Genomic DNA, 12368 nt, shown 5'->3' on the forward strand with positions numbered 1-12368 from the left:
GAATGCCTGAGCATCAAGACGCAGAAGAACCCATTCGCACTTTGCCGCAAGTTACTGATCAACGCCTCCCGCGCGGCTTATGATCAGTTACAGCTGCTTCTCGCAGCTACTGCGTAACATCAGTTATGAACCTGTTTACGATCTGTCGCGAGCAGCTGTCAGCAGGGTGAAGCGCAGCGCAGAAACCGAATGTACTGTTGTACATGAGGATTTCGAGCAGCAAATGAACCCTGATCACGGCTGCGCAGTAAGATCGTAGACAGGTTCTTAGAAATTAGCGCGTAAATCCATCCCTTTGTACAAGCCGGCCACCTCTTCTGCATAGCCATTGAACATCAAGGTCTTGCGCTTGAAGAACTCGCCAATACGCCGCTCATTGGCTTGGCTCCAACGTGGGTGGTCCACCTCTGGGTTTACATTCGAGTAGAAACCATATTCGCTTGCATTGGCACGGGTCCAACTGCTAATTGGCTGCTTTTCCACAAGCCGGATCTTCACAATCGACTTGATGCTCTTGAAACCATATTTCCAAGGCACAACCAGCCTTATCGGCGCACCATTTTGCTTGGGCAAGGGCCTGCCATATAGGCCGACAGAGAGAATAGCCAGGGGATGCATGGCCTCATCAATACGCAGGCCTTCCACATATGGCCAGTCCAACGAGCCAGTGCGCTGGCCTGGCATCTGGTCAGGCGCTTGCAGGGTCGTGAACTCGACAAACTTGCCCTTGCTGGTGGGCTCCACCAACTTGAGCAATGCACTCAACGGCAAGCCAACCCAGGGAATCACCATCGACCAGCCCTCCACACAGCGCAGGCGATAAATACGCTCCTCCAATGGCACGAGCTTGAGCAGGCTGTCGATGTCAAAACTACGCGGCTTGGCTACTTCGCCTTCCACCTGAACTATCCAGGGCTGGGTCTTCAAGGTGTGCGCGTTCTGGGCTGGGTCTCCCTTATCGGTACCGAACTCATAAAAATTGTTGTAGCTCGTGATCTCCGCCTGGCTGTTTTTCTGCTCGGTGGTGCTATAGCGGCTCTTGTAAAAGGTTGGTAGCGCAGATTTTTGCGGTGCAGGCGTAGGTGCCGCCATTGCCGGCAGCATGCTGGCAGCAGCGACAACCGCCGCGCCCTGCATCCATTCACGGCGATTCAGATAGACATGCTCTGGGGTGATCTCGCTCGGCGCGATTTCAGGGGGACGATAGACGGACATAGCGCTACTCCTGCCACATTGGCTGCTTTGACCCTACTTGGTCGAGCCTGCTTGGGCTTTCTGACACACGTATCTCTTCGAAACGCAGCTGCTTAGAACCTATCTGAAGTCTCGCGAGCTAAGGCAAGATAAGGCGAAACAGCCGAGGAAGCAGCGTTTACAAGCGGTAAATGAGCATTCCAAGGACGTTTTCAATGCCATATTGCCAACGCGCAGCAGACTTTAGGCAGGTTCTTAAAATCCATGCTGCCACCAATGCCAGCCCACCATCAACACCGATGAAGCCACTAGGGCAAACGCCAGGGTTTCGACATAGCTGCGAAAACGCCGGCGCGTATCGGGCTTGAGCAATGCATTCCATATCAACAGCGCCGCCAGCGCAAACAATGCCAGGCGGACCAACTTAGCCAGCATCAGTCAATTCCCAACCATCACAAACACTCCACAACCCCTTCCGCATACTGGCGGGCCCCCAGCAGCGTGTTCTCCGTTCCCGACTTGTATTCATGCAGTTTCCACCCCCGGCAGCCCAGCGACTCAGTGTATTGCTCGGCTCGGCGTTGGAACAACTGTTCTGCCTGACCATTGAAGACAATGGTGGAACCCATCACCCGCAAGCGGTACCGATGATTACCCAGATAACGCTCGCTGCTGTCCTGCAGCACACCATGGCTATCCGACAAAGTCTGCCCGGTTTGCTTCAGTTGTGAACAGCCTATTAGGGTCATCAGCAGTGTCATGACCATCAAACAAACCCGATAAGACATGAAGTTTTGCACCCAAAGTTAAAGTTATGGATTCATGGTTTTTTATAAACCCTTATTTGCAAAGGATTATTACATTTCGTTTGAGGTTTACAAATAAGCGCTAAGTGATTGTAGCAAAAACAAAATTTCCACTTTCCACCCTTGACCCATGTCGAAATGTTGCCCTATAGTGGGACGCAGTGGGACAAAGTGGTGAAAAGTGTTTTATTTGCCTCAAATTCGTAGTAAGTCGGGTTCGCTACCCCGCTCGGTAGCCCGGCCTGGTTTCACTCCCTAAACAGGGGAAAACGGCGGTATATATGTTCGGCGGCGTAGCCACTCTCAACCTCGACAGCAAAGGGCGCCTGGCCATTCCGGCCAAGCATCGCGACGCCCTGCTGCAAAGTTGCGGCGGACGCCTCACTGTGACGGTTGACCCGAGCCAGTGTCTGCTGATCTACCCCCAGCCAGCCTGGGAGCCGGTACGAGACAAACTGAACAACCTCCCCGCATTCAATCCACATGCCCGCGCCCTGCAGCGCCTGATTCTTGGTCATGCAGAAGAAGTTGAACTCGACTCGGCCGGCCGTATCCTTGTCTCCCCCGCCCTGCGCGCCTTTGCCGGGCTCGACCGCGCTGTTGCGCTAGTCGGCCTCGGTTCCAAGTTCGAACTGTGGGATGAAATAAAATGGCAGGCCCAGACGGCTGCCGCCCTGGCGATGTCACCCGAAGACATCGCCACGCAATTGGAAGGTTTTGTGCTGTGAGTGCCGCTGTTTTTACCCACCGCACAGTGTTGCTGACTGAAGCGGTGGTGGGATTGAACGTACAGCCCGATGGTGTGTACGTCGACTGTACATATGGCCGTGGTGGCCATTCCCGTTTGATCCTTTCCCAGTTGGGCCCCAAAGGCCGGCTGATTGCGTTCGACCGCGACCCAGCGGCCGTGGCAAATGCCAAAACCATCGACGACCCGCGTTTCCACATAGTGCATGAAGGCTTTTCCCGCCTTGACAGCGCATTGGATGCACTCGGGATCGACAAGGTGGACGGCGTGCTGATGGACCTTGGTGTGTCATCACCGCAGATTGACGAAGCCGCACGCGGTTTCAGCTTTCGTTTTGATGCACCGTTGGATATGCGCATGGATACGACCCGCGGTCAGACGGCTGCGGAATGGTTGGCGACGGCTGAACAAGCCGATATCGCGGAGGTGATTAGAGACTATGGCGAAGAACGGTTTGCTAAACAGGTTGCAAGCGCGATTGTTACGGCTCGGGCGCTCGAACCTATCGACACAACAGGACAACTTGCCAAGATCGTGGCAACGGCCGTCCGCACCCGGGAGCCGGGCCAGGATCCGGCGACGCGCACCTTCCAGGCTGTACGGATTTACATCAATCGTGAGCTTGAGGAATTGTCGTTAACCCTCCCGCAGGCATTCCAACGCCTGTGCACTGGTGGCCGGCTGTCGGTCATCGCCTTCCATTCGCTGGAGGATCGTATCGTCAAACGCTTCATGGTTGATGCCGCCACGGCCGACAAGCTGCCAAGCCGCCTGCCCGTACGCGCGGCCGACATTGGTGAAGCGCCACTGAAGCTGGTAGGTAAAGCCGCCCGCGCCAGCAAAGCGGAGATCGATGAAAACCCACGGGCGCGCAGTGCCATCCTACGCGTCGCCGAGCGCAGTCACGCGCCCATTCCGGTGCAGAAGTAAATCAAGTGACGCGCTTGAACCTGCTCCTGCTCTTTGCCCTGATCGCCTGTGCGCTGGGGGTTGTCACCTCGCAGCATAAGGCGCGGCGGGCCTATATGGACTTGCAAAAGGCCCAGACCGCATCGTCGCGGCTGGAAGTCGAATGGGGCCAACTTCAGCTGGAGCAAAGTACCTGGGCTATGCATTCGCGCATCGAAACCGAAGCCGCCAGTCGCCTCAATATGCGTGTGCCTGACAGTAACCACACCCAGATCGTCCCCGTAGGCAAGGGTCTCGACCAATGACCACTTACCGTACTTCCCCAAACCCAGTGCTCAAGCTGCAGATGTGGCGTGCCTGGCTCGTATTGGCCGGCTTGCTCATTCTATTCAGTGTATTGATTGGCCGCGCCACCTATTTGATGACCTTCAAGGAAGAATTCCTACGGGAACAAGGCGAAGCGCGCTATTTCCGCAAACTGACGCTGGAAGCCAATCGCGGCATGATTACCGACCGCAATGGCGAGCCATTGGCGATTTCAACCCCGGTGCAGTCGATCTGGGCCAGCCCGTCTGGCATGCCGCCGATGAGCCATCAGCAGCTGATCGCGCTGTCCAAAGCCCTGGGCATGAGCCCTGAAGATATCAAAGCAAAGCTGGCCAACAAGAAGCGTGACTTTGTCTTTCTGAAACGGCAGATGAGCCCCGAGGCCGCGGCCCGGGTCATCGGCTTGGCCATACCCGGCGTATCCAAACAAAACGAATATCGCCGCTATTACCCGGCTGGCGAGGTGATGGCCCATATCATCGGCTTCACCGATATCGACAACAAAGGCCAGGAAGGCTTCGAGCTGACGCGCGAAAGTATGCTGGCAGGCAAGGCCGGAAGTCGCCAGGTGATTCGCGATCGCCGCGGTTACATCGTCGAGGACGTGACCAGTATCGAAAAACCGCGCGACGGCCAGACACTGACGCTATCCATCGACCGCAAGATCCAATACCTGGCATTCCGCGAGTTGAAAAACGCCGTGGAGGTCAATCAGGCCAAAGGCGGCGGTATTGTCGTGCTGGATGCCCAGACCGGCGAAGTGCTGGCGCTGGCCAACTACCCTAGTTACAACCCAAACAACCGGGTCAATTACGACCCCGCAGCCCGCCGCAACCGCGCGATTACCGACTTGTATGAACCGGGCTCAACCATGAAGCCGCTGAGTATTTCCGCAGCATTGGAGAGCGGGAAATTCAAACCTGAAACCGTCATGTCCACCAATAACGGCACCTTGACTATAGGCCCTGCCACTATTCGCGACGTTCATTCCTACGGGCCACTCAGTTTGGCCAACATCATCAAGAAATCCAGCAACGTCGGCACTGCCAAGGTTGCGCTGGAATTGTCACGGGAATATCTGTGGAATTTCTACGACTCCGTCGGCGTCGGCGAAGCGCCGCGTAGCGGCTTCCCTGGCGAAGCCTCTGGCCGCCTGCGTCCATGGAAAACCTGGCGGCCCATTGAGCAAGCCACGATGTCCTACGGCTATGGCTTGTCGGTCAGCCTTCTGCAAATGGCCAAGGCTTATCAGGCATTCGCCACCGATGGCGAAATTCGCCCAGTGACCTTCCAGAAACTGGTTGCCCCTCTGCCCGGCAAACGCGTCATGAGCGCCCAAACCGCTGAAGAAGTAAGAAACATGCTCGAAACCGTCACCCAACCGGGCGGCACAGCCTTACGTGCCCAAGTCGTAGGGTACCGGGTGGGCGGTAAAACGGGTACCTCCAAGAAATTGGCTGGCGGCAGCTACGTTGGCACAAAAGCCTATGTGGGTTCCTTCGTCGGTATCGCACCGATCTCCAATCCGCGCCTGGTCGTGGCGGTGATGATCGACGAGCCAGGTGGTGCATCCATCTATGGCGGTACCGTAGCTGCCCCTACCTTCAGCAGCGTGGTTGCCGGCAGCTTACGCATGCTGGGCGTACCGCCCGATGCACCACTAAACAATATTCTGCTGCCCGACCCAGCAGAGCCTGAGGTAAAGGAGGAAACATGAAGCCAGCCAGCTGGGCCCTGCCTTCTCTGGATTGGACTGCGATTGATGCCATTGCAGCCGGTCGTCACCTCGTTGCCGACAGCCGCCGGGTAAAACCCGGCGATGCCTTTTTGGCGTTCCAAGGCGAGTACAGCGATGGTCGCAGTCATATCGCCAATGCCATTGCGGCAGGCGCCGGCTGCGTGCTGTGGGAAGCAGAGAATTTCAGCTGGCCGGTTGATTGGCAAACGCCAAACCTTGCTATCCCGCAACTTCGGGCGCAGGCCGGCATCATCGCCAGCCATTTACTTGGCAATCCAAGCCAGTCGCTCTGGACCATCGGCATCACCGGAACCAATGGAAAAACCAGCTGTGCACATTGGCTAGCACAAGCCTTTACCTTATTGGGCAAGCGACCCGTATTGCTCGGCACCCTGGGCTACGGCGCGCTGGACGCCTTAACCGAAGCCAGTCACACCACACCCGATGCTTTGCGCCTACATAACCTGCTGGCCGAGTTTCGTGAGACGGGTGCAACCCATTTAGCCATGGAAGTCAGCTCGCATGGCATCGAACAAGCCCGCGTCCATGGCGTCGAGTTTGACGTGGCGGTCTTCACAAATTTGACGCGCGACCACCTCGACTACCACGGCAGCATGGCGGCCTATGGCGCAGCCAAGCGTAAGCTTTTTGAGTGGGAAGGATTGCAAACAGCCATCATCAATTCGGACGACGCATTTGGCGTCGAATTGCTGGAGCAGATCCCCAAAACGTTGACGCTGAGCTACGGCCTAAATGATGGCGACCTACGCGCCACCAAATTGGCGTGCAATCTGGACGGCATCCACATGCACATCAGCTCACCTTGGGGCCCAGCCGAACTCAAGAGCCCACTATTAGGAAGTTTCAACGCCTATAACCTGTTGGCGTGTTTGGGTGTGCTGCTGAAAAGCGATGTATCACTTGCCGATGCGGTTGCCGTGCTAGAGCAAGTTGAGTCAGCCAAGGGACGTATGCAACGGCTGGGCGGGGGAAAGAAGCCACTGCTGGTGGTCGATTATGCCCATACGCCCGATGCGCTTGAAAATGCCTTGAGCACTTTGCGTGAAGTCCTTCCAGCAAGCCGTCGACTGTTCTGTGTCTTTGGCTGTGGCGGCGACCGTGACAAAGGTAAACGGCCCCAGATGGGCCGCATTGCCTGCCATTTGGCCGACACTGTGATCATCACCAACGACAACCCACGCAAGGAAGACCCCAAGGCCATCATCCGCGACATCCTGGCTGGCGTGGATGGTGTCGCAGCCAAGCACATCAACCGAGGCGACTACAGCATTTTGAGCAATCGGGCCGCCGCCATCCGTTCGGCCATCGAGTTGGCTGAACCTGGCGATATCGTGCTGATTGCTGGTAAGGGACACGAGGAGTACCAGGACGCGAATGGCGTAAAAACGCCATTCAGCGATGTAAATGAAGCAGAAGCCGCACTTGCGGTTTGGAAAGCGCTGTAGAACATGAGCAAGCCCATACTGACCCTGTCTGTCACCGCCAGCGCCGTCAACGGCCAGCTGCAGGGTGAAGCTGCGGCCAGTTTCACCCGCGTCAGCACGGATAGTCGTGACATTCAAACCGGTGACCTGTTTGTCGCCTTACGTGGCGACCGCTTCGACGGCCACGATTACGCTGTACAGGCATTAGCGCAAGGCGCTGCATGTGTCCTAGTCGAAAATGGTCGCCTGCCTGAACTCACCGGCAATCGTATCGAGGTAGACGACACACTAGCGGCATTAGGTCATTTGGCCGCCTACTGGCGTCAGCAGTTCAACATCCCGGTAATCGGTATCACAGGCTCAAACGGCAAGACCTCGGTCAAGGAAATGCTGGCGACTATCTTGCGCAACAAGGTAGGCGAACAGGCTGTGCTGGCCACAGCCGGGAATATGAACAACCACATCGGCTTGCCGCTGATGCTCATGCGCCTTACGGCCGAGCATCAATATGCCGTGCTGGAGCTGGGAATGAACCATTTTGGCGAGATCAGCTATCTCACCAAGATCGCCAAACCCGATGTGGCGTTGCTCAATAATGCAGGCTCGGCACACCTAGAGTTCCTTGGTTCCATTGAGGGCGTGGCACGGGCCAAAGGTGAGATCTTCGAAGGCTTGGCAAGCGATGGCGTCGCTATCCTCAATGGCGACGATATCTACGCGCCTTTATGGCGCGAACTTGCCAACCACCGAACCGTACTGGACTTCGGCCTGCATAGTGGCAACGTGCATGCTGCCGACGTGCAGCTCAAGCCGCTCGAAAGTCATTTCCAGATAGTGCTACCGGCTGGTACGGCAGCAGTAAAGCTGCAAGTACCAGGTGAACATAACGTCCGCAACGCCCTGGCTGCCGCATCGGTTGCCGTTGCAATGGGGCTGATGCCCGACGAAATCGCGACCGGGCTCAATACCTATGTTGGCACCAAGGGGCGCTTGCAGCAAAAGCGGGCCAGCAATGGCGCGTTGGTTATCGACGATAGCTACAACGCCAACCCCAATTCCATGCACGCCGCCGTGGATGTGCTGGCGGTCCAGCCCGGTAAACGCCTGTTGGTATTGGGCGATATGGGGGAAATCGGTGTCGATATCGCAGAACGACATCGCGAAATCGGTGTCTATGCACGCCAACAGGGTATTGAGCGTTTGTTCGCCGTTGGCGAGCAAATGCAACAAGCCGTCGCCGGTTTTGGCGATGGCGCCAATTGGTTTGCCAACCACACCGCCCTACTCGTTGCCCTCCGCACAGAACTTACGCCCAGCACAACGGTAGTGGTGAAGGGGTCGCGCTTCATGCAAATGGAGCGCGTGGTAAATGCATTGACCCAGCCGGCTGCCGGCATGGGAGAAAAATAATATGTTGCTGCTTCTCGCCAACTGGCTCGGTGACTCGGTTCGCGCCTTCAATGTCTTTAACTACATCACCCTACGCGCCGTGCTGTCCACCATGACTGCGCTGTTCATCAGCTTCATGCTCGGCCCCTGGGTGATTCGCAAGCTCACGGCGATGAAGGTAGGCCAATCTGTACGCAATGATGGCCCACAGACTCACTTGGTCAAGGCCGGTACGCCCACCATGGGCGGTACCTTGATCCTGCTGTCGATCGGACTCACCACCCTGCTGTGGGCAGACCTGGACAACAAATATGTCTGGGTGGTGCTTCTGGTCACGCTGAGTAACGGCATCATCGGTTTTATCGACGACTACAAGAAAGTGGCACTGAAGAACCCCAAAGGTTTGACCAGCCTACAGAAATTGTTCTGGCAGTCGCTGATTGCTATCAGTGCAGGTTACTACCTCGCCAATACCGCTACGCTGCCAGCCAATACCGAGCTGATCGTGCCGTTCTTCAAGCACATTGCCTACCCGTTCGGTACCGCGGGTTTTCTGGTACTGACCTATCTCGTCATCGTCGGCACATCCAATGCCGTCAACCTGACTGATGGCCTTGATGGCCTAGCCACCCTGCCTACCGTCATGGTGGCGATGGGCTTGGCGATCTTTGCCTATGTAGCCGGTAATGCCCGGTTCGCCTCCTACCTTCTGTTGCCGCACATTCCCGGTGCGGGTGAATTAACGGTCTTCTGCGCCGCCATGGCGGGTGCGGGCCTGGGGTTTCTGTGGTTCAACGCCTACCCCGCCGAAGTATTTATGGGCGATGTGGGCGCATTGGCATTAGGTGCAGCGCTGGGCACGGTCGCCGTGATCGTACGGCAGGAGATCGTGCTGGCCATCATGGGGGGAGTGTTTGTGGTCGAGGCGCTCAGCGTGATGATCCAGGTCGCCAGCTTCAAGCTTACCGGGAGACGGGTATTCCGCATGGCTCCCCTGCACCATCACTACGAATTAAAAGGCTGGAAAGAGACCCAGGTCGTGGTGCGTTTTTGGATCATCACCATGTTGCTGGTTCTCGCCGGCCTTGCCACCCTGAAACTGCGTTAAGGACGAAGCGCTATGCACCTAGCAGGCAAGCACATCACTGTTGTGGGTTTGGGTATCACCGGGTTATCGGCTGCCAAATGGCTTAGCCGGCATGGCGCTGTAGTCAGTGTGGCGGACAGCCGTGATACACCACCGGCGCTTGCCGACCTGCGCGCGCTGTTGCCGCAGATACCGACCAAGCTGGGCGCGTTTTCCGATTCAACCTTTACCGATGCCGAGTTGCTGGTTGTAAGTCCTGGCGTACCGCTTTCCAACCCATACATTGCTGATGCCATCGAACGCGGCGTCGAAGTCATGGGTGATATTGAATTGTTCGCCCGCGCTCGAGAGGTAATCGACCCAAAATCAAAGGTCATCGCCATCACCGGCTCGAACGGTAAGTCAACGGTAACTAGCATGGTGGGGGCAATGTGTGAAACTGCCGGCCTTAACACCATCGTCGCCGGCAATATCGGCACCCCAGTACTGGACGTGCTCACCGAAATTGAAACCGAAGTGCGCCCCAAGCCGGATGTCTGGGTGCTGGAATTGTCGAGCTTCCAGTTGGAAACGACCGTCAGCCTTGCACCCGATGCGGCAGCAGTACTGAACGTAAGCGAAGACCATCTGGACCGCTACGACTCGATATTGCATTACTCGCAAGCCAAGGCCCGCGTATTCGAAGGCCTCGGCGCCATGGTGCTGAACCGCGAGGATGGCTACTGCCGCGGTATGGCGCGCCCTGGTCGTCAGGTGTTCTGGTTTGGCCTCGATACACCCCGCACACCCACAGAATACGGCCTGCATAAGGCGGGGAATGATTACGAACTGGTATGCGGCGACTTTGTGCTGATGCTGGCCAGCGAATTACCCCTGGCGGGCCTGCATAACGCAGCCAACGCATTGTCGGCATTGGCGCTGACCCGTTCTATCGGCCTGCCTACCCTGCCGCTGGTGTCGGCCCTCAAACGCTTCAAGGGCTTGCCACACCGGGTGGAATTCGTCGCCGAAGTAAAAGGCGTGCGTTACTACGACGACTCCAAGGGCACCAATGTCGGCGCGACCGAAGCCGCGCTGAAAGGCATGAACCAGCCCGTTGTGCTGATCGCCGGTGGCGATGGCAAGGGCCAGGACTTCAGCCCGCTTGCGACCGCCTGCAAAGGCAAGGTACGCAGCGCCATCCTCATCGGCCGGGATGGCCCGCAGATTCGCGCGGCGCTGGCGAATACGTCAGTCAAGCTGATCGACGCCGGCACCATGGATGAAGCCGTGCAGGTGGCTGCCCAAGAAGCCCAGGCCGGCGATGCTGTGCTGATGTCCCCCGCCTGCGCCAGCTTCGACATGTTCAAGAACTACGCGCACCGCGCCGAGATGTTTATCTCTGCGGTCCGGACGCTCGGCAATGACTAAGCAGACCAACCCACACGGACAGGAGCAAATTTAGTGAAGCAGTTTTATCAGGCTCTCACGCGCCGCCCCAGCATGCACGGCTACGACCTTTCCTTGGTCTGGTCGGTGCTGCTGCTGCTCGCCATTGGCCTGATCATGGTCTATTCAGCCTCGATTGCTGCCGCGGAAGTCGACCACGATACCGGTTTCCGTTCCAGCTATTTCCTTATCCGCCACAGTATCTTTCTGTGTGTGAGTCTTGTGGCGGCTTTCGTGGCGTTCCAGATCCCGACCAGGATGTGGCAACAGTATTCGCCCTATATCTTCTTGTTTGGCGCAGGGCTGTTGATCATGGTCCTGATTCCAGGGATCGGCAGGGAGGTCAACGGCTCCAAACGCTGGTTGTCGCTGTTCGTCATCAACCTGCAGCCGTCTGAACTGATGAAGTTCTTCGTGGTGCTCTACGCCGCCGATTACACGGTGCGTAAGGCCGCCTACATGCACAGCTTAGTGAAGGGCTTTGTGCCGATGTTCGTGGTGATGCTGGTCACTGGTGTGTTGTTGCTGGCCGAGCCCGATTTCGGCGCACTTGCCGTCATTACCGCCATTGCCATGGGGATTCTGTTCCTGGGCGGCTTCGATTGGCGTTTGTTCGGCGGGCTGATGGTGGCGCTGATGATCGGCTTCGTGCTCTTCGTCGTGGTTGAACCCTACCGCATGGCACGCGTCGTGGGCTTCATGGACCCCTGGAAAGACCCCTACGGCAAGGGATACCAGCTTTCCCACTCGCTGATTGCCTTTGGACGAGGCGAATGGGTGGGTGTGGGACTGGGCGGCTCAGTTGAGAAACTCAGTTACCTGCCCGAAGCCCATACCGACTTCCTGATGGCCATCATCGCAGAAGAATTCGGCTTCGTCGGCATCACCATTGTCGTGATGTTATTCAGCTGGGTTGTGTTCCGCGCCTTCGCCATCGGCATCCAGGCCGCGAAATTGGAACGCTACTACTCAGCGCTGGTCGCCCAGGGCGTCGGCATCTGGCTGGGTGTGCAGTCAGTCATCAATATCGGTGTGAACATGGGCTTGCTGCCTACCAAGGGTCTTACCCTGCCGCTGTTGTCCTTTGGTGGCTCAGGCATTCTGGCCAACCTGATTGCACTGGCTGTACTGCTGCGCGTGGATTGGGAAAACCGCCAGCTGATGGGGGGGTACACGGTATGAACGAGGTACGGGACCTACAGCATGAAGCCAAAAACAGCGATGGTGCTGAGCATACGCTTTCACCCGCCCAGCAGTCCGAGCAATCTGCTGATTACAAGGCAGCTGTTCTTTCAAC

Annotated in this window: 12 protein-coding genes; 9 read left to right on the forward strand and 3 right to left on the reverse strand. The window is 57.1% G+C overall.

Going from position 1 to position 12368, the window contains the following annotated elements; genetic code table 11:
- Positions 1–267 precede the first annotated feature (267 nt).
- The 3 genes from msrP to CSQ89_RS03840 all read right to left on the reverse strand — a co-directional run bounded on the left by msrP (position 268) and on the right by CSQ89_RS03840 (position 1982).
- Positions 268–1215 carry a protein-methionine-sulfoxide reductase catalytic subunit MsrP gene (gene msrP / locus CSQ89_RS03830; protein ID WP_099404866.1) on the reverse strand — a complete coding sequence of 316 codons (948 nt, stop codon included), beginning with the start codon at positions 1213–1215 and terminating at the stop codon, positions 268–270.
- A gap of 234 nt (positions 1216–1449) precedes the next feature.
- Positions 1450–1629 carry a protein MIGRI gene (locus CSQ89_RS03835; protein WP_099404867.1) on the reverse strand — a complete coding sequence of 60 codons (180 nt, stop codon included), beginning with the start codon at positions 1627–1629 and terminating at the stop codon, positions 1450–1452.
- A gap of 17 nt (positions 1630–1646) precedes the next feature.
- Entirely contained in the window at positions 1647–1982 is a 336-nt protein-coding gene (locus CSQ89_RS03840) for a hypothetical protein (RefSeq protein WP_099404868.1), read from the reverse strand.
- 299 nt (positions 1983–2281) lie between these two features.
- On the opposite strand from CSQ89_RS03840, the gene mraZ reads away from it, so the two are divergent.
- From mraZ to ftsW, 9 genes are all read left to right on the forward strand, one after another.
- Positions 2282–2728 carry a division/cell wall cluster transcriptional repressor MraZ gene (mraZ, locus tag CSQ89_RS03845; RefSeq protein ID WP_099404869.1) on the forward strand — a complete coding sequence of 149 codons (447 nt, stop codon included), beginning with the start codon at positions 2282–2284 and terminating at the stop codon, positions 2726–2728.
- On the forward strand, positions 2725–3678 hold the full coding sequence (gene rsmH, locus CSQ89_RS03850) for a 16S rRNA (cytosine(1402)-N(4))-methyltransferase RsmH (protein ID WP_099404870.1): 954 nt from the start codon (positions 2725–2727) through the stop codon (positions 3676–3678). Before mraZ ends, rsmH begins: the two co-directional genes overlap by 4 nt.
- Positions 3679–3683: 5 nt before the next feature.
- On the forward strand, positions 3684–3962 hold the full coding sequence (gene ftsL, locus CSQ89_RS03855; RefSeq protein ID WP_099404871.1) for a cell division protein FtsL: 279 nt from the start codon (positions 3684–3686) through the stop codon (positions 3960–3962).
- A complete protein-coding gene (locus CSQ89_RS03860) occupies positions 3959–5701 on the forward strand; it encodes a peptidoglycan D,D-transpeptidase FtsI family protein (RefSeq protein ID WP_099404872.1) in 1743 nt (580 codons plus the stop codon). The genes ftsL and CSQ89_RS03860 overlap by 4 nt, the downstream gene beginning before the upstream one ends.
- Positions 5698–7188: a UDP-N-acetylmuramoyl-L-alanyl-D-glutamate--2,6-diaminopimelate ligase gene (locus tag CSQ89_RS03865; RefSeq protein WP_099404873.1), complete on the forward strand. Its 1491-nt coding sequence runs from the start codon at positions 5698–5700 to the stop codon at positions 7186–7188. The genes CSQ89_RS03860 and CSQ89_RS03865 overlap by 4 nt, the downstream gene beginning before the upstream one ends.
- Positions 7189–7191: 3 nt before the next feature.
- The gene (locus tag CSQ89_RS03870) at positions 7192–8577 is read left to right on the forward strand and encodes a UDP-N-acetylmuramoyl-tripeptide--D-alanyl-D-alanine ligase (RefSeq protein WP_099404874.1); all 1386 of its coding nucleotides are present in this window, start codon (positions 7192–7194) and stop codon (positions 8575–8577) included.
- A 1-nt stretch (position 8578) separates the two neighbouring features.
- Positions 8579–9664, forward strand: coding sequence for a phospho-N-acetylmuramoyl-pentapeptide-transferase (mraY, locus tag CSQ89_RS03875; RefSeq protein WP_099404875.1), 1086 nt, complete (start codon positions 8579–8581; stop codon positions 9662–9664).
- A 12-nt stretch (positions 9665–9676) separates the two neighbouring features.
- Complete coding sequence (murD, locus tag CSQ89_RS03880) at positions 9677–11053, forward strand: UDP-N-acetylmuramoyl-L-alanine--D-glutamate ligase (RefSeq protein ID WP_099404876.1); 1377 nt, start codon at positions 9677–9679, stop codon at positions 11051–11053.
- 72 nt (positions 11054–11125) lie between these two features.
- Positions 11126–12253 (forward strand): putative lipid II flippase FtsW, encoded by a 1128-nt coding sequence (ftsW, locus tag CSQ89_RS03885; RefSeq protein ID WP_099404908.1) that lies wholly within the window; start codon positions 11126–11128, stop codon positions 12251–12253.
- The last annotated feature ends 115 nt before the right edge of the window (positions 12254–12368 follow it).

Origin of the sequence: Chitinimonas sp. BJB300, from assembly GCF_002735695.1 — a bacterium.
Classification (GTDB): domain Bacteria; phylum Pseudomonadota; class Gammaproteobacteria; order Burkholderiales; family Chitinimonadaceae; genus Chitinimonas.

Bases quoted from the DNA above. Each gene is read 5' to 3' on its own strand.
- msrP (WP_099404866.1), bottom strand. From the start codon at position 1,215: ATGTCCGTCTATCGTCCCCCTGAAATCGCGCCGAGCGAGATCACCCCA.
- CSQ89_RS03835 (WP_099404867.1), bottom strand. From the start codon at position 1,629: ATGCTGGCTAAGTTGGTCCGCCTGGCATTGTTTGCGCTGGCGGCGCTG.
- CSQ89_RS03840 (WP_099404868.1), bottom strand. From the start codon at position 1,982: ATGTCTTATCGGGTTTGTTTGATGGTCATGACACTGCTGATGACCCTA.
- mraZ (WP_099404869.1), top strand. From the start codon at position 2,282: ATGTTCGGCGGCGTAGCCACTCTCAACCTCGACAGCAAAGGGCGCCTG.
- CSQ89_RS03860 (WP_099404872.1), top strand. From the start codon at position 3,959: ATGACCACTTACCGTACTTCCCCAAACCCAGTGCTCAAGCTGCAGATG.
- CSQ89_RS03865 (WP_099404873.1), top strand. From the start codon at position 5,698: ATGAAGCCAGCCAGCTGGGCCCTGCCTTCTCTGGATTGGACTGCGATT.
- CSQ89_RS03870 (WP_099404874.1), top strand. From the start codon at position 7,192: ATGAGCAAGCCCATACTGACCCTGTCTGTCACCGCCAGCGCCGTCAAC.
- mraY (WP_099404875.1), top strand. From the start codon at position 8,579: ATGTTGCTGCTTCTCGCCAACTGGCTCGGTGACTCGGTTCGCGCCTTC.
- murD (WP_099404876.1), top strand. From the start codon at position 9,677: ATGCACCTAGCAGGCAAGCACATCACTGTTGTGGGTTTGGGTATCACC.
- ftsW (WP_099404908.1), top strand. From the start codon at position 11,126: ATGCACGGCTACGACCTTTCCTTGGTCTGGTCGGTGCTGCTGCTGCTC.